The organism is Ralstonia pickettii (genome assembly GCF_016466415.2).
GTDB lineage: Bacteria > Pseudomonadota > Gammaproteobacteria > Burkholderiales > Burkholderiaceae > Ralstonia > Ralstonia pickettii.
Genome location: NZ_CP066771.1, coordinates 2,990,367 through 3,015,215, shown reverse-complemented (window position 1 = coordinate 3,015,215; position 24,849 = coordinate 2,990,367). Strand labels below are relative to the sequence as shown.

The following is a 24,849-nucleotide window of genomic DNA, read 5'->3' as shown; positions in this document are numbered from 1 at the left end:
CTATCCATTGACGATTCGGAGCCCCACATGTCCACCACAGAGCCCACATCGCCCACCGCACGGACCCGCGTGCGCCGCGTCGCGCACCGCGGCCACTACGACCGCACCACGCTGCATGCCATCCTTGACGAGGCCTACGTCTGCCACATCGCCTTCGCCGACGAGCATGGCGTGCATTGCATCCCCACCGCGTGCTGGCGCGAGGGGGATCACCTCTACATCCACGGTTCCAACGGCAGCCGCATGCTCAGGTTGGCAGGTAGCGGCGCGCAGGTCTGCGTGACCGTCACGCACCTCGATGGCCTGGTGCTGGCGCGCTCGGCGTTCAACCATTCGATCAACTATCGGTCGGCCGTTATCTATGGCGCGTTCGAAATCGTGCCGGATGCGCAGAAGCCTGCGGTGCTCGATACGTTCATGGAAGTACTCGCGCCTGGCCGTTCGCAGCAGGCACGGCCCGGCAATGCCAAGGAACTGGCCGCCACGACCGTGCTGCGGATTCCGCTGGATGAGGCGGCGTGCAAAGTGCGCACGGGCGGGCCGAAGGATGATGCTGAAGACCTTGAGTTGCCTGTGTGGGCTGGGGTGCTGCCGATGGCGCTGTTGCCGTTGCCGCCGGTGGTGCAGGCTGCGCCTGCGGGGACGCCTGACTATGTGCGGGAGTGGAGGGATAGTGCGCGGGTGCCGGTGGGGGATGTGGTGATGTTGTGATGGCTGCGGGGGTGGAGGTTGATTGGTTTTGGTTTGGTCTTGGTGGTGCATCCCTTGTTTCAGCCCCGGCAGGGGATGAAACAAGGGATGCACCAAAGCCCAAAAAACAAAACCCCTCAGTGCACCAACTGATTAATCTCAATAATCGGCATCAACACCGCCAACACAATCAACAACACCACCACACCCATCGTCAAAATCAGCGCCGGCTCCAGCAAGCCCGTGAGAAACAACGTCCGGCGCTCAAGCTCCTGCGCCTCGCCCTGCGCAGCCCGCTCCAACATCGCAGGCAGATTCCCCGTCGCTTCACCCGAGCGGATCAAATGAACCAGCACAGGCGGAAACTGATTCTGCGCTGCCAACGCCCGCGCCAGCGAAGTTCCTTCCCGCACGCGCGTGGATGCATCCTCGACGTTGGTCTTGAGCGCAACGTTGTTCAGCGTTTCACCTGCTGCCTGCAACCCACGCAAAATCGGCACACCGGCACTGGTCAGAATCGCCAGCGTGCTCGCAAACCGCGCGGTGTTGTAGCCGCGAACGAGCTTGCCGAACAGCGGCGCTGTCAGCAGCCACTTGTGCCACGACAACCGCAGCGCCGGCTGCTTGAGCAGATTGCGGATCAGCAAGCCGATCGCCACCAGCACGATCGCTGCGAGCCACCCCCAGTTCCGCACAAAGTCCGACAGCCACAGCATGATGATCGTAAGCGTCGGCAGCTTCTGCTTGGTGTTGGCAAATACGCTGACCACCTGCGGCACCACGTACGACAGCAGGAAGATCACGATCGCAAACGCCACCACCGTGACGATGGCGGGGTACGTGAAGGCCAGCTTGATCTTCGATGTGAGCGCGTTGCGGCTCTCGATGTAGTCGGCCAGGCGTGAAAGGACGAGGCCGAGGTTGCCGGAGTGTTCGCCCGCTGAAACGAGGGCGCGGTAGATGTCAGGAAAATCTTTCGGATGCTGCGCCAGCGCCACCGACAGCGAGCTGCCGCCCACTACCTCGGCGCGGATGGCCGCGAGCAGTTCGCCGACGTACGCGCGTTCGGCCTGATCGGCCAGCGCGGCCAGCGCTTCATCGAGCGGCAGGCCCGCCACCAGCAGACTGGCGAGCTGGCGCGTGACGAGTGCGTTTTCCTGCGCCGAGAGCCGCTTGCCGAAGCTCGACCCGCCGCGCTTGGTGGCCTGCGCACCCAGCGCGTCGACCAGCAGCGGTGTCAGCCCGCGTGCCCTCAGCAGCGTGCGCGCCTGGCGGGCGCTGTCGGCTTCGATGACGCCCTTGTCGGTCTTGCCGGCGGCGTCGGCGGCTTCGTAACGGAAGGCTGGCATGCGCTATTCGTGTAATCGCGCCTTAGTCGCGTGTGACCCGCAGCACTTCTTCCAGCGACGTAGCGCCCGTGTCGATCCAGCGCTGGGCATCCATGCGCATGGTCTGCATGCCCTGGCCGATGGCGAACGCCTTGATCTCGGATTCAGCGGCCTGGCGGTGGATCATCGTCTGAATTTCGGGTGTGACGGTCAGCAGTTCGTAGACACCGGTCCGGCCCTGGTAGCCGGAGTTGCTGCAACGCTCGCAGCCGACGTGATGCCAGACCGATTTGCGTGCCGGTGCCGCCGGTGCCACGCCGTCTGCGATCGGCGTGCCGGCCACGGCTTCCACTTCTGCAGGCGTGAGTTCGAGCACTTCTTCGCGGCGGCAATGCACGCACAGGCGGCGTACCAGCCGCTGCGCCAGCACACCGAGCAGCGATGAAGACAGCAGGAACGGTTCGATCCCCATGTCGATCAGGCGCGTCACGGCGGAAGCGGAATCGTTCGTGTGCAGCGTCGCCAGCACCAGGTGGCCCGTCAGTGAGGCCTGCACCGCAATCTGCGCGGTTTCCAGGTCGCGGATTTCCCCGATCATCACCACGTCCGGGTCCTGGCGCAGGATGGCGCGCAGCGCCTTGGCGAACGTCATGTCGATCTTCGGATTGACCTGCGTCTGGCCAATGCCGTCGAGGTCGTATTCGATCGGGTCTTCCACCGTCATGATGTTGGTGGATGCCGCGTCGAGCCGCGACAGCGCCGCATACAGCGTGGTCGTCTTGCCCGAACCCGTGGGGCCGGTGACGAGCACGATGCCGTGCGGCTGGTTGATCAGGTGGTCGAAGCGCGCCAGCGTGCCGGCGCCCATGCCGAGCTTGCCCAGGTCGAGCCGGCCGGCTTCCTTGTCGAGCAGACGCAGCACCGCGCGTTCGCCGTGGCCGGTGGGCAGGGTGCTCACGCGCACGTCAACCGGGCGACCGCCCACGCGCAGCGTGATGCGCCCGTCCTGCGGCAGGCGTTTCTCGGCAATGTCGAGCTGCGCCATGATCTTGATGCGCGAAATCAGCGCGCCGTGCAGCGCTTTCTTCGGGCGCACGACGTCGCGCAGCGTGCCGTCGACACGAAAGCGCACGACGGATGCATTCTCGAACGGCTCGATATGGATGTCCGAGGCGCCTTCGCGCGCGGCCTGCGTGAGCAGGGCGTTGATCATGCGGATGATCGGCGCGTCGTCTTCGGATTCGAGCAGGTCTTCCACGGCAGGGATGTCCTGCATCAGGCGCGACAGGTCGACTTCGCCTTCCACTTCGCCCACCACCTGGGCCGCACTGCCGTCTTGCGCGTTGTAGGCCGTCTGCGTGGCGGTGGACAGCGCCGCCGTGTCGAGCGTCACCAGATGCAGCGCGCCAAACACGCGGCCGAGTTCAGCCAGCGCCGTGCGCGAGGTTTCAGGGCAGACCCACACCTCCAGCGTGTCGACGTCCTGGCGGGCGACGAGCAACCTGGCGTCGCGCGCAAACGCATACGGCACGAGCCGCACGGCCGACTGCGAGGGCGGCTCGAGCGTGCTGACGTCGGTGGTGGAAGCGTGCGTGGCCATGGTTCGTTGTCCGTTGTCAGCCGCCATTGCGCGGCGCGTTGCCGTCGTAACCGCCCGAGGTGGGCGCCGCGAAATTCTGCAGGCGCGGCTGGCTGCGCGTGGTGCCTTGCGGCATCGGCATCGGGGCGCCCGGGGGCACCTGCGTACCGGCCGGGCCCTTCGGCACGATCGACACATCGCCGTAGTTGTCAGCCGGGCGCATGGCCTCGGGCGTGGGTAGCACCGGCGTGTCCTTGTCAGACGTGGTCGGCAGCATGTTCGGCGAGACAAAGCCCTGCTGCGTGTCGCGCATGTAGTTGTAGCGGTTGTCCGACAGCGCGCCCGTGGCATCGGCCGTGCGCAGGATGATGGGGCGCAGGAACACCAGCAGGTTCGTCTTCACACGCGTCTTGTTTTCCGAGCGGAACAGCGCGCCAAGGATGGGGATGTCGCCCAGGCCCGGCACCTTCTGCTCGCCGTCCTGATAGTTGTCTTCCAGCAGCCCGCCCAACACGACGACCTGGCCGTCGTTGGCCAGCACGTTCGTTTCAATGGAGCGCACGTTGGTGGTCGGGCCCTGTGTCGCATTCTGCGTGCCCGGCACCACGGCCGACGACTCCTGGAAGATCTGCATCTTCACCAGCCCGCCGTCGGTGATCTGCGGCTTGACGCGCAGCGTGATGCCGACGTCCTTGCGGTCGAACGTCTGGAACGGCGTGACCGAAGCGGACGTGCCCGTCTGCGCATACGAGCCCGTGGTGATCGGCACGTTCTGGCCGATCAGGATCTTGGCTTCTTCGTTGTCGAGCGTGATCAGGTTCGGGGTCGACAACACGTTGACCGAACCGTCCGAGCCCAGCGCGGAGAGCAGCGCGCCAAGGCCCGAGGCCTTGTTGAACACGCCGAACTGGCCGCCGTTCAGTTGCCCTACGTTTACGCTCGACAGCGCCGTCTGCGCCGCCGTGCTGCCGATGCCGCCCGTGGTGATGGTAGCGATGGTGCCGGCCAGCGTGAGCAGGTTGCCCGAACCCGTGCCGAAGTTGGTGCCGCCGCCGCCGTACGTATTCGGGCCGCCTGCGCCCACCATCCACTGGATGCCGAGCTGCGACGCCTTGGTAGCCGTCACCTCAACGATCATCGATTCGATATAAACCTGGGCGCGGCGCGCGTCGAGGTCGTCGATCACGGCACGCAGGTTCCGGTAGACCGGCTCGCTGGCGGTGATGATGAGCGCGTTGGTGGCCGGATCGGCCTGGATGATGCCGCCGGTGGTGGGCGTGTTGTTCTGCCCGAACGAGGCGCGGAACGAGGAGCTGCCGCTGCCCGAACCACTGCCCGATCCTGAGCCGCTGCCGTAGCTGGTATTCTGCGTGTTCTGGTTCTGCACGTTGCTCACGCCGCCTGCCGGCTGCGAGGTGGCGCCTTGCGCGGCGCTCTGGCCGCCCGGGCCGGTCGATGCCGAGGCCGACAGCGTGGCATCGGCCGCGACGATCGCGCGCAGCGTAGTGGCCAGCTGCACCGCGTTGGCATTCTTGAGCGGCACCACCCAGATGTTGCCCGGGCGTGCATTCGGCACATCGAGCTTGGCGATCAGTTGTTTGGCCTGCGCCAGACGTGCCGCACTCGACGCACGCACCATCACGCTATTCGAACGCGGCTCGGCCACGACCGACGTACGCAGGCTCGGGTCCGACAGCGCCGCGCCGGCACCGGCCGCGCCGCCTGCACCGCCGGCCGACGGATCAAGCAGCTTCTGCAGCGTGGCCGCCACGTCGATGGCCACGGCGTTCTTCAGCGGAATCAGCTCGGTCTCGCCGGCCACGGGCGTGTCGATCGACGCGATGATGCGGCCGATGCGGCGCAGGTTGTCGGCGTAATCGGTAATGACGAGCGTGTTGTTGGCCGGGTAAGCGGTGATCGTGTTGTTGGGCGCGATCATCGGGCGCAGAACCGGCACCAGGTTGTTGGCCGATTCGTGCTGCAGGCGGAAGACCTGCGTCACGACCTGTTCGCCGCCACGTGAGCCTGCCGCGCCTACGCTGGTGGGCGAGCCCTGCAGCTTGGCGTCGGCTTCCGGCACGACCTTGGTGAAACCGTTGCCCTCGACAATCGCATAGCCCTGCATGCGCAGGATCGAGCCCAGCGATTCGAGCGCCTGGGAGCGCGTCACGGGCTTTTCGGTGACGAGGTTGACGGTGCCCTTCACGCGCGGGTCAACGATGAAGTTCTTGCCGGTGGCCTGGCCGACGGCCTTGACCACCGAGTCCAGATCCGCGTTGACGAAATTCAGCGAGACCTCATCCCCCGGGTTGCCGGCGGCGCCGTTCTGGGAAGATGCCGCGCTCGGCGGGGCGGCAAAGACTGGCATCGAGCCGGCCACCATTGTTGCGCAGCATGCCAGGACGATGGCGCGAACGGTGAGTCGGGAAGAGGCGTTGTACATGGTCTCGTTCATGGTTGTCGGCACGCTGGCTCGCGCGCCGGCTTGAGGATCAAAAGCGGAGTCGATGCTGCGACCCGTCGCGCGGGCCCAGCAGACTCAACAGGCCAATCAATTGCGGTTCCGACTCCGGCGTGGCACTCGCCACCCCGTCAAAATGCGCGCTGGGCCCAAGGGTGCCCTGGCCCTGCAGACTGAGCGGCCCGGCCAGCGTCGACAGCGACAACTGCATCGGCGCACCGCTCACGCCGCCAAACGACACCACGGCCTGGTAACTGCCCAGCGGCCGCACCCGGCTGAGGCTGGATGATACCTGCTCGAGCGTGACAGTCAGCGCGCCCTGGACGGTGCTTGGTTGGCCCTTTCCACGGCCGAATTGGCCCGAGAGCGGCGTCCATTGCGCCCGCAGTCGGCCGTCCAGCTTGAGCGTGTTGAACGGCGCGCCAATGCCCTCCAGCAACGATGCAGGCAAGGCGATCGTGCCGGCCTCTGCGTCCCAATGCCCCGGCGTCACTGTCAGCGTGACGGGCTTCTCCAGCGCGCGTTCGTGCGCCAGGTGCGCCCGCAGCGTGCCGGTCAGCAGCGGCAGCATGTCGATCGACCACGACAGGCGGCCCGGCAGCACGGTCGCATCGGCGCCGCCGTTGCCGGCGGTCAGCGCCAGCGTTGCGCTGCCGTGCCAGATAGTGCCCTGGCTGTCGGCCAGCAAGACACGGTGCCCCGTGGCTGCAGCGATGCGTTCTGCGGCCCACGCGGCCGGATACTGCGCCACCACGGTCAGGCCCACGGCCAGCAGCGCCACGCCGCACCACAACACGCGCCATCCGAGGCTCGTGCGCTCGTCGGATTCGGCACGGCGGCGCAGGCGCAGCGGCGGCAGCGATTCAATCCCCATCGGCACGATCGGACCCGTCAGCGGCCCGGGGCGGCGGGGCCTTGCAGCGTCGCCGTCACGTTGACCAGGGCCGTTGCGCCCACGTATTTGATGTTCGTGTCGATCACCTTCATGCGCTGCGCCTGCCGCACCTCCTGCAGCCATTCGGCGATGGCGCCAAACGGGACCTTGTCCAGCTGCACCTGCACGCTTTCGCCCGACATCGCCATCCGCGTGGCCTTCAGCCCGTGGTTGGTGAGGCTCGCGTTGAGCGCCTGCTCCAGTTCCGCACCGCGCGGCACCGGCGCCGCGGCAATGGCCGACAGGCCGCGCGCTTCCTGGCCCAGCGTTTCCATCTCGGCGAGTTGGGTACGCATTTGCGGCAAGGCTTTCTCGATGCGGCGCTGGCCCTCGAAGGCCGGCTCCCACAGCACGAGATAGACGATCACGAGCAACAGCACCACGCCGCCACCGGCAAGGATGCGGCGTTCACGCGGTTCGCGCTGCATCCAGAACGTCGTGGCCGCATCGCGTACCGGGTCCGGCACGCCAATGCGCGGCAGGCGGCGGGATGACGATCGGGAGGAAGAGGAGGATGTCGCCATGGAAGATTCGCTATTGGGCGATGGACACCGTCCAGCGCGACCCCGGCACGGTGGCTTCAGCCCCGCGCGGCGCCTCGGCGGCGTCCATGTTCAGGCCGACATTGCGGGCGGCGGTGCGCAGGCTGGCGGTGTCGGTGCCGTCCTTGAGCGTGACTGTGAGCGCGCGGCCGTGGTAGTCGAGCGCGAGCAGCGCGTCGGGCGCAAGGCCGGTGGCCGCCTGGGCAAAGCGATCGGCCAGCGGCAGGAAGTCTTCCGGCGCCGATTTGCCGGCGGCCAGCCGCAGTTGTTCGACCTGGCGGCGCATCTGCGCGGGCGGGTCGAGGATCACCGGCGTATTCGGGAATGCCGTCTGCAACTGGGCGCGCATGGCGGTGTCGAGCCGCTTCTGCTCGGCGCGCAGCGTGAGCCAGCGCGCGTTCATGCCGATGAGCTGCACGACCACCAGCAGCACGGCCAGTGCGATCGGCAGGCGCCAGAGGCTCCAGTCCATGCCGGCCACACCGCCGCGTGCAAAGTCGAACTGGCAGAGATCGGCTTCGCCCGAAGCCAGGGCGTCACGTGCGCCGGCAGCCCAGGTTGACCAGTCCAGCGTGGCGGCGGTGGGGTCGGCCGACAAGCCGGGCGCCAGCTCGCGCAGTGCGGGCGAGACCATCAGCGTGGCCGGCGTGGGTGCAATCCCGAGCCAGTTGCCGACGTTGGCCGGCAGCACGCGCAGGCCATAGCCCTCGGCGCGGCCGGTGCGTACGGTGATGTCGATGGCGACAGGCGCGTCCGGGTCGGACGGCGGTGCCGCATCGAGCGCGATGGTTGCCGGTACAACCGTTGCCACGGCTTCGGCAGCGGGCGCTTCGGCTGCAGGTGCAGGCGCATCGGCAGCGTCGAGCGACGGCTCTGCACGTTCGCCCGCGTTTGTCGATTCCGCATGTGGGGTCGCCGCGGCAGCAGGCGTTTCAAACGGCACGCAAAGCTGCGCGGGCAGCAGATGGCAGGTGCGGTGTTTGTGGCCGGCGAAGGTATCGAGAATGAAACGGACCCAAGCGCGGTCAGCGATCATCAGCGCGCGCGACTGCGGCTCGCGGGGCGCGCGCCAGTTGCGTGCGGGGGCATCACCCAGGCGGGGCCCAAGGGCGATATGACACTGCTGCGCATCCTGCACGAGGCGCTCTTCCACCAGGTTGGGCAGCGCCAGACGCAGTTTGGGCAGCGCCAGCGGCGGCACGTTGGCCGGCACCAGCAGCACATCGGCGGCGGGCAGCAAAAGGATCAGGCGATCGGCCGCCGGCAACTCGTCGGTGCGCGACGTGCCTTCGCGCTGAACGCGCTGCGGCCCTTGTGCGCCTTCTTCGCGCACCAGCGCGAAGGGCACGGAGGCAAGCGCGCCCGCCGACCAGCGTTCGGGCGATTGAATGGGCCGGTGCGGCAGGCGCACGTACAGGGAGGTCGTCAAACCGCTCCTCTATTGATCTTGAGAGTGTGAATGCGAACTGCCAACGCTAGCGCCGGATTGCGCAAGACCCGCGATGCTGAACGATGCGGATGACAATACGGCGAAGGCCGGGGTCTGTCTACAAGCGGCGCGTACGCACGTGGAGGGGTGTTGCGCCGCCGTCATGACGGAATCTCGTCGATGCGGCGGACCCAGACGATGCGGGTCGCGTTATTGTTGACTGGGTCGCCACGTGAAACAAGCGCCACTTCTCCGATGCGGGCCCGCTCGTGACGCGCCATCCCGTAGACCAGAAAGTAGTGGGTCTGCACGTCCAGCAGATTGGCCGCAGCGGCGGTGTCGACCCCGGGCGCGATGCCGCGCAACTGGTTCGTGACATCGCCGATGTTGCGGAAGTACGCGCGGTCGCGCGCCTGCACCAGCGAGCGGGCGCGGTCCAGGCTCAGGTTCGGGATGACGGCAGCCAGCACTTCGGCGCTGGCCGTGTTGGCGTTGATCTGCGTGCGGGTGGGGAGCACGATCACGTAGGAGCGCAGCTTGGCGACCATGTCCGCCGTGTAGCCCGGGATCGTCAGCAGGCTGGCCACGTCGTCGAGCGGTCGCGGGCCGTTGCCGGTGCTGCCGGCGCTCCCGCCCCCGCCGCTGTCTTCGCCGCCTTGCTGACCGCCCTGCATGCCTTCGATCGACTGGAAGCCGCCCAACATCTGCGCCAGGTACGTCGCCGTGACATTGGCCAGGCTCGGGTCGATGTTGAGCGACTGCAGCAGCAGGCCGTACGCCTTGATGGCGTTCTTGTCGCGGCCGGTAATGATCATGCGGCCGCCCAGCGTCCGCGCTATCAGCAGGTTCATCAGGTTGAAGCGCGCCTGGGCATCGAAGATCCGGCCGGACAGGTAGGACTCTTCGCCGGCCGTGTCCGTGCGCAGCGAGCTGCCGAGAAAGTCCGACAGCTTGGTTTCCTGAATCGGCACGGCCCAGATTTCGCCCAGGTGGTCTACCGCCCCGGTGCGGCGCTGGTCGTCGCGCAGGATGAGGCGCGCCCAGTCGATGCCCGCCCGCGCGATCCACGTGGCCTGCGATTTCAGGCGCTGGTTTTCCACCGCGCGGATCTCCACCTGCTGGCGCCACAGCATGCCCGACACGATCACCACGGCCAGCGTAACGACGAGCAGCGCTGTAATGATGGCCGCGCCGCGCTGGCGCCCGGGCTGCGGATGACGTTGAGACAATCGACGGGAGCATCGCGCCATGTCAAAGCCCCGTCATGCAGATGCGCGTGAAGCGCTGCGGCGCGCCCTGCGGCGTCATGCGCACGAGCAATGCCAGTTCCACCGCGCGCACCGAGGCGACCGGCACCACCACGCCGGGGCTGTTGGCCGAGGGCGCCGACGCGCTGGGCGTGGAAGCCGACGGCAAGCCGGTGAGGGTGGTGGTGTTGCTACCGGCCGGGAACAGTGCCGCCGACAGCGCGCCCGTGCTGTCCATCCAACCGCCGGGTTCGATCCAGGCGCGGGCGCCGATGCTGTCAACGTTGGCGGCGAGCAGGTAGCGCGCGGCACCCACACCGCCCTGGCGCAGGTTGTCCATCGCATTGCGCAGGTCGCCGCGGTTGGTGATCGGTTGGGTCTGGAGGCGCTCGAGCCGGCCGTCGACGATGCGGTAGAGCACCACCTGCCACGCAGGCGGTTGGCCATCGTCGCGGCGGTCGCGCACCATCAACACGCGGTTGGCGTCTACCTCCACCGGTGAGCGCGACAGCGTGTTCGGATCGGCCAGTTGGGTGCAATCGGCATCGAACTGGGCGTAGGCCGTCTTGAGTGCTTCGATGCGTTCATCGCGTTGGGCCAGCGCCTCGTGCGTGCGGGTCATGCTGTCGAGCCCGCGCCAGGCGATCACGGCCAGGATGGCCAGCAGCGTGATCGCCACCAGCAGTTCGAGCAGGGTGAAGCCGCGCGTGCCGATGTTCGCGGAACGATTAGAAGACATTGCGCGCATCGTTCGGCAATAGAGTTACAAGCCAGGCCAGTCGCACGGATTTGGAGGCATCCGGATAGACGGACACCTCCACGCGGCGGAACACCGGGTTGGGGGTGCTGGCGATGGTTTCTTCGCACCACAGTTGCGTATCGCCTTGCGGGCACGGAAAGCCGCGCGCACCGGGGTCTGGGAAGACCCGTGCCAGGCGCAGGTTGGCCAGGTGGTTCTCGGCGCTCCAGGTGGCGATCATGCGAGTCTGCAGCGAATCGCTGGCGGTGGTCATGCTGCCCATGGCGCGCATGGTGGCGGTGAGCGCCACGGCCACGATGGTCAGCGCCACCAGCACTTCGAGCAGGGTGAAGCCGCGCGTGCGCGTGGGACGATGGCTGCGCGTCATTGCGTTTGCATCTCCATCAGCACGCGGGGGCCGCCGTCGGATACCACGTCGACGCGCGATCCTTGCGAGGTCAGCGCCACGCGCCACGGCAAGCCGATCGCCTCGCGGCCGAACACGAGGCGCTGCGGCGCGCCCGGGACCGCAGCGGCACCGGCGACGATCTGTACGTTGTCCATGCCTTGGCGCCAGTGGCCCGGCGCGAGCACGTCGCGCGTGAGCAGGCGCCAGCCGTTGGGGGTCGATTCGTAGAAGCGCCAGCCCTGCGCATCGCCTTCCCACGCCACAGGGCGCGATGTGAGCTGCGCCTCTTCCTGAGCCAGTTCGATCAGGCGGGCGAGCTTTTGCGCATCATCAGCCAGCTGCGAGCGCGGGTTGGGCGTAGCGTTCACGGCCACCACGGCCAGCACGATGCCGATGATGACCACCACCACCAGCAACTCCAGCAGCGTAAAGCCGCGAGGGTGCTGGTGGCGGCGTGATTGGCCGAACATGGTGCGAGGGTGGCTGAGGCGACTGCGGCGGCTTAGTTGTCCCAGTTGCCGATATCGGCGTCATTGCCCGTGCCGCCGGCCTGGCCGTCGGCGCCGAAGCTGAAGACGTCCACTTCACCGCGCACGCCTGGGTTCAGATATTGGTACGGATGGCCCCACGGGTCTTTGGGCAGGCGTTCCAGATAGCCGCCGCCTTTCCAGTTGTTGGGGATCGGCTCGGTGGTCGGCTTGGTGACCAGCGCGCTGATGCCCTGCTCGGTCGTCGGGTAGCGGCCGTTGTCCAGGCGATAGAGCTTGAGCGCCTGCGAAATGGAAGCGATGTCCTGTTTGGCGGCGATGATGCGCGCCTCGTCGGGGCGGCTCATGATCTTCGGCACCACCAGCGCGGCGAGGATACCCAGGATCACCACCACCACCATGATTTCGATCAGGGTGAAGCCACGCGCTGCGTGTCGAGCGAGGGCGCGCTGGCGGAAAGAGGAGCGAAGTTGGCCTTGCATCATGGCGACAGAGTTGGCAATAAGGGTAAGAGACACAGTATATCCGTCAGAGATGACCATATATTGCGCAGCGGGGTCATGCTGCGTTGGCGCTAGAGCCGCCCCTCCAAGCTGTTCACCGAACCGGCATGAAGGGCGGATAGAATCGGCGTATTCCTACGGTGCCTCGCCCATTTCATGAACGCTCGACAGTCGTCCCGCCTGCTCAGCCTTGTACTGTTTGCTGCCCTGTGTGCGCTGCTGACGCACTGGGTGCTGACGCTGTCGTCGCTGCGCTCGCTGGGCGCGCCGCGTGAGGCGCGCGTGGCGCAGACCGATGCCCTGGAGACCGGCGCCGCCGTCACGCTCTTCGGCGGTGGCCCGCAGAACGGTCCGCGCGATGTGCAGATCATGGGCGTGGTGGCGGATCTGGCCGATGGTTCCGGGGCAGCCATCGTGTCCATGGACGGTGGCGCACCGCAGGCCGTGCGCGCCGGCAAGTCGTTGTCGTCCAGCATCAAGCTGGTGGAAATCAAGGCGCGCTCGGTGGTGATCGAGCGTAATGGCGCGCGCCAGGAGATTCCGCTGCCGGCCAGCGCCGTGGCGGGCGTCTCGCCGGCCAATCGCAATACGCCGGCCATGCCGCTGCCCCCCGCAGGCGCCGCGGCACCGCTGTCCACTCCCGCAATGCCGCCCGCACCGTCAGTTGCCAACAACCCGGCCAACACCGCCATGCCGGGCGCCATGCTGCCCATTGCACCCGCGCAGATCAACACGGGGGACGAGCCTGTCAGCCAGGGGGGCGGCATCGTCGGCCCGCGCCACCGCGCAGCGGCCGCCGCACGCAAGGGCGATACCCCCCAGCCCGGCGCCGACCAATAGGCATGTCGTGCCTGATGCGGCTCGCCATGCGTTGGCGGGCGCATATTACAGCGCGTGTCATCGGGGTAACAGCGTGTAAAAGCCGGCAACGCGCCGGGATCGTCGGGTTCTAATCCGCTACACAGTCCATGTGAAAAGGAGCTGACCATGACCAACAAACGTGCTGTACAAGCCTTCCTCGCCACCTCGGCCCTGTTCCTCGCCATGTCGGGCATGAACGCCCGGGCCCAGGATGCCAGTGCCCCCGCTGCCAGCGCGCAAGCGCCGGCCGCCGCCACGGCACCGGCTGCGCCGCAGAGCGACGCCCGCGCCGGCAAGCCTGGCCACCACGGTGGCTTCAAGGCCATCGACACCAACGGCGACGGCCAGGTCTCGCGCGACGAGGCCAAGGGCCACGCGTGGCTTGAAAAGAACTTCGACCAGATCGATACCAACCACGATGGCCAACTGAGCAAGGACGAGCTGGCCGCCTGGCACAAGGCCCACAAGGGCGAGATGCACGAAAAGATGGCGCAGCGCTTCGACGCCAAGTTCAAGGCGGCCGACAAGGACAACGATGGCAGCCTGACCAAGGACGAAGTGCAGGCCGGCATGCCGCGTCTGGCCAAGAACTTCGACCAGATCGACGCCAACCACGACGGCAAGATCACCGAAGACGAGATCCGCGCCTACATGAAGGCCCGTCACGACGCCCGCAAGGCGCAGAAGAACACCCCGGCGGCCGCGGCCATGCCCGGTGGCCCGTCGGCGACGAAGGGCGAGTGACGCCTCGTCTGAATCTCCGCACGCAAGCGGCGCCTTCGGGCGCCGTTTTTTATTGCCTGCGCCCCTCCGATCCTCAATGCATTGCAAGACCGGTGCGGGTTGGTTTGGTTACGGGGCCGTGTCAGTGCCGCATGCGCGCATGCCGCAACGCCCATGAAAAACACCCCGATGGCGAACCATCGGGGTGCGGGGTCAGCACGCCTGAAGCTTGAGGGTCTTCAGGCCGGCTGGTCGTCGGCCTTGAGCACGCCGCGGCGCATCTGGTCGAGTTCGATCGACTCGAAGAGCGCCTTGAAGTTGCCCTCGCCAAAACCTTGGTTGCCCTTGCGCTGGATGAACTCGAAGAAGATCGGACCGAGCTGGTTTTCCGAGAAGATCTGCAGCAGAAGGTCGCCCGGCGCGCCGTCGATCAGGATCTTGCGCTTCTTCAGTTCCGCCACGTCTTCGCCATGGCCGGGGATGCGCTTGTCGACCAGTTCGTAATACGTGTCGATCGTGTCGAGCAGCTTGATGCCGTTGCTGCGCAGCGCATCCACCGTGTTGAAGAGGTTGGTCGAGCCGAGCGCGATGTGCTGGATGCCCTCGCCGTGGTACATGTCCAGATACTCCTGGATCTGACCGGCCTTCTCCGTTCCTTCCTCGTTGATGGGGATGCGGATGTTGCCGCACGGGCTCGTCATCGCCTTGCTCTTCACGCCCGTGACCTGGCCTTCGATGTCGAAGTAGCGCACTTCACGGAAGTTGAAGAAGCGTTCGTAAAACTCGGCCCATTCCTTCATCCGGCCACGGTAGACGTTGTGCGTCAGGTGGTCGATGTAGGTCAGGCCGTGCCCGGTGGGGTTCGGGTTGGCGCCCGCGATGGGCACGAAATCGACGTCGTAGATGCTGATGTTGCCGATGTCGCCGGCCTTGGCGTCGTTCTTGCCGGTCCAGCGGTCGACCAGGTAGATCAGCGAATCGCCGATGCCCTTGATGGCCGGAATGTTCAGCTCCATCGGGCCACTGTGCGTGTCGAAGCCCCAGGCGCCCAGCTCCAGCGCTCGCTTGTAGGCGAAAGCGGCGTCTTGCACGCGAAACGCGATCGCGCAGATCGACGGGCCGTGCAGGCGCGCAAAGCGCTGCGCGAACGAATCGGGCTCGGCGTTGATGATGAAGTTGATCTCGCCCTGGCGGTACAGCGTCACGTTCTTGTGACGGTGCTTCGCGATGGCGGTAAAGCCCATGTTTTCGAACAGCTTGCCCATGGCAATAGGGTCCGGTGCGGCATATTCGATGAACTCGAAGCCGGCGGTGCCCATCGGGTTTTCCCAAGGCGTGAATTGCATGGCGATCTCCTGCGGGGCGGGCGCCGCTAGGGCGCTCAGGTCTTTGACGATCCTCGCAGTGTAGGAGTGTGCATCCAAGCAAAAATTGCGAAGTTGTGCCCACCTTGCTAAATTTGCGCAAGAAAATTGCCGAATTAATTGGTGCGGAGCAACAAAATGAATAAAGTGGAACTCGACAAGATCGACCGCAAGATCCTGGAAGTCCTGCAGAACAACGGCCGCCTCACCAATCTGGAAGTCGCCGAGCGGGTGAACCTGTCGCCCAGCCCGTGTTTGCGACGCATCCGCCGCCTGGAGGAATCCGGGGTGATCCGCCAGTACGCCGCGCTGCTCGACCCGTCCAAGATCGGGCTGGGGCTGTCGGCGTACATCAACGTGCGGCTGGAGAAGCAGGGCGGTGCGCCCAAGGGGAAAGGCCCGTCCGATATTTTTCGCGCCGCCGTGGCGACGTGGCCGGAGGTGGTCACGTGCTACGCCATGACCGGCGAGATGGATTACCTGCTCAAGGTGTTCGTGGAAGACATGGAGCACTTCGCGCGCTTCATCCGCGATCAACTGCTCGCCCACCCGGCAGTGATCGATGTGAAGAGCAGCTTTGCGCTGGAGCGGATCAAGGATACGACGGCGTTGCCGGTGGTGGTTTGAGGGATTGGCTAGTTGCGCCATAAAGGCATAAACCGCGAATCACGCACCTCAGCGGTCCGATCGTGGGCCTTCCTTGTTCGAGCCTGAATCGCTGCGGGCGGCACGCGAGTCTCAAACACTCGCATTCCGCAGTCAGAGGTCGAATTTTTCGGCCCTTGACGGACGGCTTCGACCCTCTGACGGCGGGACGCCAGCCTCGCCTCGATGACTTCGTATGTTTGATAGCGAGGTGTGGGCTTCGGTGGGCCGATGGGTCGGATGTCTTTGGGCGGAGTGCGGACCTTTGAGCCCCGAGCGCCGCTGTTTGACGGCGAGGTGTCACTCTCATGCAAGCGAATTCAGGTGTTTGAGCGCGACACATGAGGCCAAAACTGCGGCGCTTGGCGGTCTATTGGGTAACCGCGAGCAGCATAGGGCGGCGTTCCACTCTACGCCGCAGGCTGGGTCGGTGGCGCCACGCGGCGCTTGATGAAAACCGCCGGAGATAACACCGGGATATGCCGGGCCCGCAGCGTGACCAGCCAATCGCCCGCGGCGTCTTCGCAGGTGAGGCGGAAGTGGTTCGCGTCAATCCATTCGACGTCGTCCAGCCAGAACGTGTAGTACGCCGCACCGACGGTGCCGGTGCTGATCGCGCGTGAAAGATCGGGGGCGACGAGGGTGATGGAGACGGCCTCTTCAAACGGGCAGTCGTAATTGGTGATGAGGACGAAGCCGAGGTCCGTCTGGTATTGCCGCAGCAGTTCGTAGCCGGGGATGGCGAGCGTCGGGTGCAGCACGCCGTCGACAATCACGCGCGTGCGCATGGGCCATTGCTCATACGGGCCCCTGTGTTTCTCCAGGGCGAAGCGTTGGAGCGGCTGCATGGCGGCGGCGCGTTCGCTGCGCTATTCCTTGCGCATGCCGCACAGGGCGATCTGGCGGGCAGGGTCGGCGGAATCCTTCCAGCCGGGTTCTTCGCGCTTCTGGTATGCCTCCATCGTTGGGTAGCCCTTTACGCTCCACGAGAACTCGCTGTAGCGCGAGACCTCGATGACGGCAAGACCGCAGCGCTTGCGGCGGTCTTCAATCTTGAACGCCGCGTGCGGGTGGTCGCCGGACAAGTCCTGCTCGATTACCTTGTAGCCAGTGGGGCCGCACTTGAAGAAGCTGGCATTCCATTCGATGGTGTTCGAGCGCAGGAACAAGGCGCCGTAGCAGGCACGGCCGTCACCGCGGAAGGTTCCGGTCAGCGCATCTGCGGCCATGGCCGATTGTGCGGTCAGCAGCGATACGGCGACGAGGAGGCGTCCTACTTGCATGCGGCGGTTCCGATCTTCGGGATGAGCGTAAGCACGTAATCGAGTTTCCGGATGTACGCGGCGTCGCCGTGGTTGTACAGCGCGGCGATATTCTGTGTCGTCACCGGCCGCCAGCCGGTTATCACCTTGCGCATGGCGGCCTTGCGGTATTTGACCACCTGCCCTGATTTGAGTGTGGCGGCATTCGGATTGAGCGCGCGCATTTCCGCCAGGGTCGCCCCCTGAGCGCGGGCGATCTTGTCAAAGCTGTCGCCCGCCTTGACGGCGACTTCATAGACCTTGTCGTCGGCATCGCGCACGCTCCGAACGTCGAACTTGGCCATACGCGTGAGCAGGTAGCCGACGCCGGCGCGAATGTTCCACGCGGGCACCGTTCGGGCCAGGCCCGCGTTCAACCGGGTGCGGATGGCGGGCGGCACGATCAGGTCGCTGCCTTCTTCGCCGCGCAGCAAGGTATTCAAGGCGGGATCGCCCAGGTTGCCGATCTGCATCGGCCTGGTGGCCCACGCTTCTGAATCGGCTCCGGTCTCGACCCACACCATCGCCTTGACGACGTGCCAGTCCAGCGGCAGATAACCCGCGTTGCCCATCAGGTAACGGTTGTATTCCGCCACCGCAGCCTGGATATCGCAGTCGTAGCCGTTCCAGCGGTCGGGGTGCTGGGTGGAGGTGTTGATGTAATCCTGCCAGCGCTCGAAATCGGTTTTCGGTCGGGCCTGGGCCTTGGTGACCATCTGCCCCTCCGTGGTTGCTTGACCTGTGGAGGGGCATGGTAGCCAGCGCCCGTCGGCGGCGTGTTAACGGCTGTTGATGTACCTTGCCGATGGCTGGCAATTGGCATCGGTGGCCTGCCAGGCTTCACTGCTTGGGCGAGGGATCGTCCTGCGGGTTGACGTATTTGATATCGAGCGGCCCCGTGCCATGAATCTGCACCACCGTCGCCGCCCTGGTGAAGGCGTAGTGGTGCATGCCTCCGGGCAGGTTGTGAAAACCGCCGGTCTTGAGCGCGTGCGCGGCGCCCATGTCCATGGTGTCGCCGCTGCCCAGGTACAGCGTGCCCGAGATCACCGTGAGGTTCTCGGTCTCGGTGTGCCAGTGCGGCGGCACCTTGTAGCCGCCTGGCGTTTTCAGGCGTACGACGTAGGGGCCGTCCTTGCCGGGGTCGCCGTAGAGCACGGCAAGCTTGGCGCCTTTGGGCAAGCCGGGCGGCGCGTCGACCCACTTCAGGGCGGATGGGTTGATCATGGTCATGTCGCCCATGGCGGCGTCTTGGGCGGCAGCGGGCGCGGCGCCCAGGCACAGCAGCATGGCCGCTGGCAGCAGTATCGATTGCGCGGATGGTGTCTTCATCGTCGTCTCCTTCTTGCCTCGGCATCGGCTCGCGGGCGACGCTGATGGCCGCCGCTGGAGAGCGAGAGGTGCCGCATCCTCATCGTAGGGAAAGCACCCGCGCGGATGACAAGCGCGCAATTGCCCTAGGCGAGCGATTGCGAGCAACGCCCAACACCAAACAAAAACGCCCGGTGGCGAGCCGGGCGTTTGTTGCAGAGCGATGCGCTTACACAGCGCGCTTTTGCGGCACCAGCGAGCGCCAGAAGCGCTGGCCGAAACGGCGCACATCGCGCAGGTTGCGCTTGAGCATGTAGTCGAGATCGGCGACCTGTTCGTCGATGGCTTCGGTCAACAGGCTCATCGTGTCGGCGGGCGGCAATTCGAGGTAGGCATCGGCCTCGCCATAGGCGTATTGCACGCGCATGCCAGCCTTCTTGGCGATGTGCATCATGGCCGCGTTACGCGACAGGCAGTGCATGTACAGCGTACGCACCTTGGTGTTCTGGCCGTGCATGGCGGCACGCTGGAACAGCGCACTGCCTACGCCCTTGCCGCGCGCCGATTCCGACACCGACACGCCGAACTCCGCCACGCGCCCTTGCGGGTTGTCGCGCAGGTAGGCAAGGTGGCCCACGCCGGTCAGCTCCAGGCGCTCGTTGTAGACCCCGAAGACCTTGTCGTGGTCGAAATCGATGCTGTCGACGTACGCCTCGATGACGTGATCCCGCACCACCTGGCCGAAACGCAGCAGGCGGTCTTCCTCGCCCAGGGCGAGCAGGTGTTTGAGCAGGCGCGACCGGTGGTGCGCAGCAAGCTCGCGCACCAGCACGGTGGAACGCGGCGCACCTTGCGCGGCTTCCGTTTTGTCGATGTCGTCCTGAGTGACGACGCCGATGGCCTTGCTCAGTTCGAGCGGGTTCACGACACGATTCCTGTTCTGATCGCGCCTTTCAATGGAAGGCAGCGAAGTGATGAGTCGGAGGTTCGGATGGCGCCTCCGGGGCACTCAATCGGGTGCAACTGAGTGTTGTGCAATGCACCATGCTATTGTAGTGCAATCAGGGTTTCCCCGTAAGTCTGGCGTCAGGCTTTCCGCGGGATTTCCCGGTAAATCATTGATTTAGCGCAGCCGGGCGCAGCTTCCGCGGTTGTGGCGTGCTAACAACGTCGATGCTGCGTTGCGCAAAAAGCGCTCAGCGCAGCGCTTTCGCAGGTGCTTTGTCCGTGACGCCACCGTCCTAGCCGCCATCCCGCCTGTAACGCCGCTCAACAATAGCCGTGCGAAGATGCACCATCAAGCCGCCCCACCCTCCTGATTTTCCATGACGCCCTCGCGCATTCTTGTGATCTACGCGCATCCCGCGCCGCGCCGTTCACGTGCCAACAAGCCATTGGCGCGTGCGTTGGCTAATCTGCCCGGCGTGGCCATGCACGACCTGTACTGGCATTACCCCGATTTCGACATCGACGTGCGTGCCGAGCAGGAAGCGGTGGAAGCGGCGGAGCTGATCGTCTTCCAGTTTCCGGTGCAGTGGTACGCCACGCCATCGCTGCTCAAGGAGTGGATCGACGTGGTGCTCGAGATGGGCTGGGCCTACGGGCCGGGCGGCACCGCCTTGCGCGGCAAGCACCTGATGGTGCTTGCCACGACGGGCGGCCGCGCGCATTCCTACAACGCCGACGGCATTCACGGCCACACGTTCGACATGTTCCTGCTGCCGCTGCAGCAGACGGCAGCGCTGTGCGGCATGCAATGGCAGCCGCCGCATGTGCTGCACGACGCCGACGATGCGTCTGCTGACGTCATCGACGCCCATATCGCGCAGGTCCGCGCCGCGCTGCAACCCTGGCTCCCGACCGACGCCGACGCCGTCGCCTGACATTTCCGATCTTTTCCTTGCCCATGCAATCGCACGATCTGCTCGTCAATTTCGTCATCTACCTGGCAGCGGCCGTGGCGGCAGTGCCACTGGCGCGTCGGCTGGGGCTGGGCTCCGTGCTCGGGTATCTGCTGGCCGGGGTGATCGTCGGGCCGTGGGGCCTGCGGCTCATCACGAATGTGCAGTCGATTCTGGATTTCTCCGAATTCGGCGTCGTGCTGATGATGTTTGTCATCGGCCTGGAACTGGAGCCGGCGCGGCTGTGGTCGCTACGGCGCAGCATCTTCGGATACGGCGGGCTGCAGCTCATGGTGTGCGCGCTGGCCGTGGGGCTGGCAGTCATGGCGGTGGGCCACCCCTGGCGTGCGGGTGTGGTGGCCGGCCTGGGGCTGGCGCTGTCGTCGACGGCCATCGCGCTGGCGACGCTGACCGAGCGTAATTTGATGCGCACGCCGGCCGGGACGGCCAGTTTCGGCATTCTGCTGTTCCAGGACATTGCGGCCATCCCGATGATCGCGCTGCTGCCGCTGTTGGCGACGGACGCCGGCGATGCCTCCGGCGGCCATAGCTGGGTGGCGGCGGCCAAGGCGGTGGGCGTGGTGGCGGCCGTGATCTTTGGCGGGCGCACGGTGCTGCGGCCCGTGCTGCGCGCCATTGCCCGCACCAACATGCGGGAGATGTTCACCTCGTTCTCGCTGTTGCTGGTGGTGGGCATTGCCTTGCTGATGCACAGCGTCGGTTTGTCGATGGCGCTGGGTGCATTCATTGCCGGCGTGCTGCTGGCCGATTCCGAATACCGTCACGCGCTCGAAACCGACATCGAGCCGTTCAAGGGCCTACTGCTCGGTCTGTTCTTCCTGGCCGTGGGCATGTCGATCGACTTTGGCGTGCTGATGCGCCAGCCGTGGGCCGTGATCGGCCTGGTTGCGGTGTTCCTGGCCGTGAAGATCGGCGCGCTGCGCCTCCTGGCCACGCGCTTTGGCATTGCGCGCGGACAGGCGTGGCTGTTTGCGTTCCTGCTCTCACAGGGCGGTGAGTTCGCGTTTGTGGTGTTCGGCCCCGGCGTGGCCGGCAACGTGCTGGGCGACGAGACGGCCGCCGCGCTTAACCTCGTGGTGGCACTGTCGATGGCCGCCACGCCGTTGCTGCTCCTGCTGCACGACAAGGTGCTGGTGCCGCGCATGATGGACGGCAAGAAGCGCGCGCCCGACGCCATCGAGCCGCAGGACAACCAGGTCATCATCGCGGGCTTCGGGCGTTTCGGGCAGATTGTCGGCCGCATGCTCTACAGCCAGGGCTATAGCGCCACCGTGCTCGATCACGATCCGGATCAGATCGACATGCTGCGCCGCTTCGGCTTCAAGGTCTTCTACGGCGACGCGACGCGCATGGACCTGCTGGAAACCGCCGGCGCCGACAAGGCCAGCATGATGGTCGTCGCCATCGACGACATGGAAACCAACCTTGAAGTGGTCGACCGTGTGCGCGAGCGCTTTCCGCACCTGAAGCTGTACGTGCGGGCGCGCAACGTGTCGCACGTCTACCAGTTGCGCGACCGAGGCGTGGAGGTGATCGAGCGTGAAATGTTCGAAGGCTCGCTCATGCTGAGCCGCCGCGTACTGGAAGGCCTGGGCAAGGAGCCTTACGAAGCGCACCGCATCGCGCAGACGTTCCGCCGCCATACGCTCAATTCGATGGAGCAGGTCTACCCGGTTTATCGCGATCAGAAGAAGCTGGTGTCGCTTGCGCAGCAAGGGCGCGACGAACTGGCGGAAATGTTCCAGCGCGACCGCACCCAACGCAAGCGCCTGCGCGAATCCGCCATGCCGTGGGGTGAGGGCGACGACCACAGCGACGTGGAAGGCACACAGCCCGATAGCGATCTCGCCAACGAAGGCGACGGTGGCGACGCGGACACCCCGATCGATTGCCCCGCGCGCGCAGGTCTGCGCCGAGACGGCTGACCTCAGGCGCTGACCGCGAACAAAGAAATAGGAGCGCTGTGCGGCGCTCCTCGGGGCAGGTCCAGGGTCCGGGCGGCGCCTACACGGCCACGCTCACATTGCGACGCAGTTCGCAGGTGCTGAGCGAATTGGCCTCGCCGCGCAGCAGCAACTGTCCGTTGCCGACCAGTTCGCGGCAGCGCCAGAAGACGAACCAGTCGCTGGCGAGCAGCCCGTCGATGGCGCCCATGATGCTGCCGACCACGTCGCGGGCGCTGGCCCAGTCGGTGGGAACGTGCTCCAGGATCACTTCATCGACGGTGCCGTACGACACCGGCACCAGCGTGTTGCCCTTCCACAGCCGCGTGTCGGCGTTCTCGCGCACGGTCTGCTGCCATTCGTAGGCCAGGCGGCCGATGCGCAGCACCGACACCGGGGCGATGGTCGAAAACCGCCGCGCCAGCCGGGCGCCCGAATACATGCCGATGGTGGTCAGCGGGCCCTGACCGTTGGGGGCCTCAAGTTCGCGCACATCCATGCCGACTTCATTGATGCGCTGGGGCGATTGGTGCAGATGGAACGCCACCCGGCGCAGCATGAGCTGGTCCGACGCGCTTTGGCCGTGCCAGATGGCGACTTCCGTGGTGGCATCGCGCAGGTCGGCGAGCGACGCAAGTGCGTCGCGCATCTCGGCGGCGAAGTCGATATTGCTGTTGGGCGCCACGCGCTGCCAGAAGCCGGAGCGTGCCATGGCGACGCTATCGACGTCGACCAGCGGCCCGACGGCGAGATCGTCGCGCAGCACGACTACGGAATCGGGGCGGCCAGCCTGTGCGAGCGCCTGTTTGAGCGTGGCGCCGGCAACATCGCCGTTGACGACATGGATGTATTGCATGGCAGCAATTGTAGCGAGAGTGTCAGCGCCGCGCTTTCGTTTTACGCATCTCTATCAGTATTCCTTTGCGCGGTGTCATGTGCCTATCCGAAGGTGGGATAGCCCTCGGGCAATCCTCAGGCTGGCGTGAGAAAATCGCGGTTTTGTTGCAGACCATAACTAAGAACAGGTGAGGAAACATCCATGAGAGCCCCGTTGTTGCCCAAGGGTTTGCGCCCTGCCGTGCTCGCCGTCGTTGCACTGGTCGGTGCGCTGGCTGCCGGCCACGCTGCCGCCGTGCCGCCGGCTGAAATCTACAAGCGCGCCCAGCAGGAAAAACCCGCGCTGATCGACACCATGAAGACGCTGGTTTCGATCGAATCGGGCAGCAAGGACATCGAAGGCCTGGACAAGATTGCCGGCGTGATCGCCGAGCGCCTGCGCGGCATGGGCGGCGACGTCAAGCTGATCGACCCCAGCGACCATGCCTACCGCATGGCCGACACGCCCGAAAAGATCGGCAAGATGGTGCTGGCGCGCTTCAAGGGTGAGGGCAAGCGCAACATCATGCTGATCGCGCACATGGACACCGTCTACCTGAAGGGCATGCTCGCGCAGCAGCCGTTCCGCATCGACGGCGACCGCGCCTACGGTCTGGGCATTGCCGACGACAAGAACGGCGTGGCGGTCATCCTGCACACGGTGTCGATCCTGCAGGCCGTCAATTTCAAGCAATACGGCACGCTCACGGTGCTGATCAACGGCGATGAAGAAATCAGCTCGCCCGGCGCGCGGGCCATGCAGGCCAAGCTGGGCGCCGAGCAGGACGCCGTGTTTTCGTGCGAAGGCACGCGCGTGATGTCGGACAAGCTGTCGCTGGCCACCAGCGGCATCGGCGCGATCCTGCTTGATGTAAAGGGCAAGGCTTCGCACGCGGGCGGCGCACCGGAGCAAGGCCGCAACGCGCTGTACGAACTGTCGCACCAGGTGCTCCAGATGCGCGATCTGTCCAAGCCCGAAACCGGCCTGAAAGTGAACTGGACGGTGGCACAAGCGGGCACCAACCGCAACGTGATCCCGGCCGTCGCCACCGCGCAGGCCGATGTGCGTCTGCTGCGGGCCGCCGATGCCGACAAGCTGGAAGAGACCGTCAACGAACGCATCAAGAACAAGCTGGTCTCGGATACGCAGGTCACGGCCAAGTTCGAGCGCCGCCGCCCGCCGCTGGAAGCGACGCCGGCGTCGCGCGCGTTGGCCGAGCACGCCCAGAAGATCTACGGCGAACTCGGCAAGACGCTGGAGATTGACGACAAGGCAGAAGGCGGCGGCACCGATGCCGCGTTTGCCGCGTCCAAGACCAAGGCGCCTGTGATCGAGCGCTTTGGGCTGGCGAGCTTCGGCGCGCACTCGAACGACGCCGAATACGTCGACTTGAACTCCATCGTGCCGCGCCTGTACCTGCTGACGCGCATGGTCATGGACGTGTCGCGCGATCGCGTCGGCCTGACCAAATAACTGCACTGCAACGCGGCGCGTAAGCCTTACACGCGCCGCAGCACATCTCCTGCGCGAAGCCGCTGTCCTGCGGCTTCCCA

At 65.8% G+C, this 24,849-nt stretch carries 25 protein-coding genes; 7 read left to right on the top strand and 18 right to left on the bottom strand.

Annotation, left to right across the window (positions count from 1 at the left end; all coding sequences use genetic code 11):
• Window positions 1-27 precede the first annotated feature (27 nt).
• Window positions 28-711, top strand: coding sequence for a pyridoxamine 5'-phosphate oxidase family protein (locus RP6297_RS14260; protein ID WP_009239669.1), 684 nt, complete (start codon window positions 28-30; stop codon window positions 709-711).
• A 116-nt stretch (window positions 712-827) separates the two neighbouring features.
• Here RP6297_RS14260 and gspF read toward each other — a convergent pair whose 3' ends face one another.
• The 11 genes from gspF to gspG all read right to left on the bottom strand — a co-directional run bounded on the left by gspF (window position 828) and on the right by gspG (window position 12,331).
• Complete coding sequence (gene gspF / locus RP6297_RS14255) at window positions 828-2,039, bottom strand: type II secretion system inner membrane protein GspF (RefSeq protein ID WP_009239670.1); 1,212 nt, start codon at window positions 2,037-2,039, stop codon at window positions 828-830.
• Window positions 2,040-2,061: 22 nt separating this feature from the next.
• Window positions 2,062-3,618, bottom strand: a complete 1,557-nt coding sequence (gene gspE, locus RP6297_RS14250; protein ID WP_009239671.1) for a type II secretion system ATPase GspE — start codon at window positions 3,616-3,618, stop codon at window positions 2,062-2,064.
• 16 nt (window positions 3,619-3,634) lie between these two features.
• On the bottom strand, window positions 3,635-6,052 hold the full coding sequence (gene gspD, locus RP6297_RS14245; RefSeq protein ID WP_009239672.1) for a type II secretion system secretin GspD: 2,418 nt from the start codon (window positions 6,050-6,052) through the stop codon (window positions 3,635-3,637).
• 37 nt (window positions 6,053-6,089) lie between these two features.
• Window positions 6,090-6,932, bottom strand: coding sequence for a type II secretion system protein N (locus RP6297_RS14240; protein WP_009239673.1), 843 nt, complete (start codon window positions 6,930-6,932; stop codon window positions 6,090-6,092).
• A gap of 17 nt (window positions 6,933-6,949) precedes the next feature.
• Complete coding sequence (gspM, locus tag RP6297_RS14235; protein WP_009239674.1) at window positions 6,950-7,516, bottom strand: type II secretion system protein GspM; 567 nt, start codon at window positions 7,514-7,516, stop codon at window positions 6,950-6,952.
• Between the two features lie 10 nt (window positions 7,517-7,526).
• A complete protein-coding gene (gene gspL, locus RP6297_RS14230; RefSeq protein ID WP_009239675.1) occupies window positions 7,527-8,963 on the bottom strand; it encodes a type II secretion system protein GspL in 1,437 nt (478 codons plus the stop codon).
• A 161-nt stretch (window positions 8,964-9,124) separates the two neighbouring features.
• Window positions 9,125-10,213, bottom strand: a complete 1,089-nt coding sequence (gspK, locus tag RP6297_RS14225; RefSeq protein ID WP_009239676.1) for a type II secretion system minor pseudopilin GspK — start codon at window positions 10,211-10,213, stop codon at window positions 9,125-9,127.
• A gap of 1 nt (window position 10,214) precedes the next feature.
• Window positions 10,215-10,958, bottom strand: a complete 744-nt coding sequence (locus RP6297_RS14220; RefSeq protein ID WP_050775639.1) for a PulJ/GspJ family protein — start codon at window positions 10,956-10,958, stop codon at window positions 10,215-10,217.
• Complete coding sequence (gene gspI / locus RP6297_RS14215; protein ID WP_009239678.1) at window positions 10,939-11,337, bottom strand: type II secretion system minor pseudopilin GspI; 399 nt, start codon at window positions 11,335-11,337, stop codon at window positions 10,939-10,941. The genes RP6297_RS14220 and gspI overlap by 20 nt, the downstream gene beginning before the upstream one ends.
• Complete coding sequence (locus RP6297_RS14210; RefSeq protein ID WP_009239679.1) at window positions 11,334-11,828, bottom strand: GspH/FimT family pseudopilin; 495 nt, start codon at window positions 11,826-11,828, stop codon at window positions 11,334-11,336. Before RP6297_RS14210 ends, gspI begins: the two co-directional genes overlap by 4 nt.
• A 32-nt stretch (window positions 11,829-11,860) precedes the next feature.
• Window positions 11,861-12,331: a type II secretion system major pseudopilin GspG gene (gene gspG / locus RP6297_RS14205; protein ID WP_009239680.1), complete on the bottom strand. Its 471-nt coding sequence runs from the start codon at window positions 12,329-12,331 to the stop codon at window positions 11,861-11,863.
• Window positions 12,332-12,505: 174 nt separating this feature from the next.
• Here gspG and RP6297_RS14200 point away from each other — a divergent pair, with 174 nt between their 5' ends.
• Both RP6297_RS14200 and RP6297_RS14195 read left to right on the top strand, forming a co-directional pair.
• Window positions 12,506-13,189, top strand: a complete 684-nt coding sequence (locus RP6297_RS14200; protein ID WP_009239681.1) for a type II secretion system protein N — start codon at window positions 12,506-12,508, stop codon at window positions 13,187-13,189.
• Window positions 13,190-13,336: 147 nt separating this feature from the next.
• Window positions 13,337-13,954: an EF-hand domain-containing protein gene (locus tag RP6297_RS14195; protein WP_009239682.1), complete on the top strand. Its 618-nt coding sequence runs from the start codon at window positions 13,337-13,339 to the stop codon at window positions 13,952-13,954.
• 218 nt (window positions 13,955-14,172) lie between these two features.
• Here RP6297_RS14195 and hppD read toward each other — a convergent pair whose 3' ends face one another.
• Window positions 14,173-15,279 carry a 4-hydroxyphenylpyruvate dioxygenase gene (hppD, locus tag RP6297_RS14190; protein WP_009239683.1) on the bottom strand — a complete coding sequence of 369 codons (1,107 nt, stop codon included), beginning with the start codon at window positions 15,277-15,279 and terminating at the stop codon, window positions 14,173-14,175.
• A gap of 156 nt (window positions 15,280-15,435) precedes the next feature.
• Between hppD and RP6297_RS14185 the strand changes: the two genes are divergently transcribed.
• Entirely contained in the window at window positions 15,436-15,924 is a 489-nt protein-coding gene (locus tag RP6297_RS14185; RefSeq protein ID WP_004628844.1) for an Lrp/AsnC family transcriptional regulator, read from the top strand.
• 428 nt (window positions 15,925-16,352) lie between these two features.
• Here the strand turns inward: RP6297_RS14185 and RP6297_RS14180 are convergent, their stop codons facing one another.
• From RP6297_RS14180 to RP6297_RS14160, 5 genes are all read right to left on the bottom strand, one after another.
• Window positions 16,353-16,790: a hypothetical protein gene (locus RP6297_RS14180; protein WP_009239684.1), complete on the bottom strand. Its 438-nt coding sequence runs from the start codon at window positions 16,788-16,790 to the stop codon at window positions 16,353-16,355.
• A 21-nt stretch (window positions 16,791-16,811) separates the two neighbouring features.
• Window positions 16,812-17,225, bottom strand: a complete 414-nt coding sequence (locus RP6297_RS14175; RefSeq protein ID WP_009239685.1) for a hypothetical protein — start codon at window positions 17,223-17,225, stop codon at window positions 16,812-16,814.
• Entirely contained in the window at window positions 17,216-17,959 is a 744-nt protein-coding gene (locus RP6297_RS14170) for a LysM peptidoglycan-binding domain-containing protein (RefSeq protein WP_009239686.1), read from the bottom strand. Before RP6297_RS14170 ends, RP6297_RS14175 begins: the two co-directional genes overlap by 10 nt.
• 124 nt (window positions 17,960-18,083) lie before the next feature.
• Window positions 18,084-18,575, bottom strand: a complete 492-nt coding sequence (locus RP6297_RS14165) for a cupin domain-containing protein (RefSeq protein WP_004628852.1) — start codon at window positions 18,573-18,575, stop codon at window positions 18,084-18,086.
• A 208-nt stretch (window positions 18,576-18,783) separates the two neighbouring features.
• On the bottom strand, window positions 18,784-19,479 hold the full coding sequence (locus RP6297_RS14160; RefSeq protein WP_004628855.1) for a GNAT family N-acetyltransferase: 696 nt from the start codon (window positions 19,477-19,479) through the stop codon (window positions 18,784-18,786).
• A gap of 400 nt (window positions 19,480-19,879) precedes the next feature.
• Between RP6297_RS14160 and kefF the strand changes: the two genes are divergently transcribed.
• Together kefF and kefC are read left to right on the top strand one after the other, a co-directional pair.
• A complete protein-coding gene (kefF, locus tag RP6297_RS14155) occupies window positions 19,880-20,437 on the top strand; it encodes a glutathione-regulated potassium-efflux system oxidoreductase KefF (protein ID WP_009239687.1) in 558 nt (185 codons plus the stop codon).
• 23 nt (window positions 20,438-20,460) lie between these two features.
• The gene (gene kefC / locus RP6297_RS14150; RefSeq protein WP_009239688.1) at window positions 20,461-22,401 is read left to right on the top strand and encodes a glutathione-regulated potassium-efflux system protein KefC; all 1,941 of its coding nucleotides are present in this window, start codon (window positions 20,461-20,463) and stop codon (window positions 22,399-22,401) included.
• A gap of 79 nt (window positions 22,402-22,480) precedes the next feature.
• Here the strand turns inward: kefC and RP6297_RS14145 are convergent, their stop codons facing one another.
• On the bottom strand, window positions 22,481-23,275 hold the full coding sequence (locus tag RP6297_RS14145; protein ID WP_037028128.1) for a DUF1835 domain-containing protein: 795 nt from the start codon (window positions 23,273-23,275) through the stop codon (window positions 22,481-22,483).
• 183 nt (window positions 23,276-23,458) lie between these two features.
• On the opposite strand from RP6297_RS14145, the gene RP6297_RS14140 reads away from it, so the two are divergent.
• On the top strand, window positions 23,459-24,769 hold the full coding sequence (locus RP6297_RS14140) for a M20/M25/M40 family metallo-hydrolase (RefSeq protein ID WP_009239690.1): 1,311 nt from the start codon (window positions 23,459-23,461) through the stop codon (window positions 24,767-24,769).
• The last annotated feature ends 80 nt before the right edge of the window (window positions 24,770-24,849 follow it).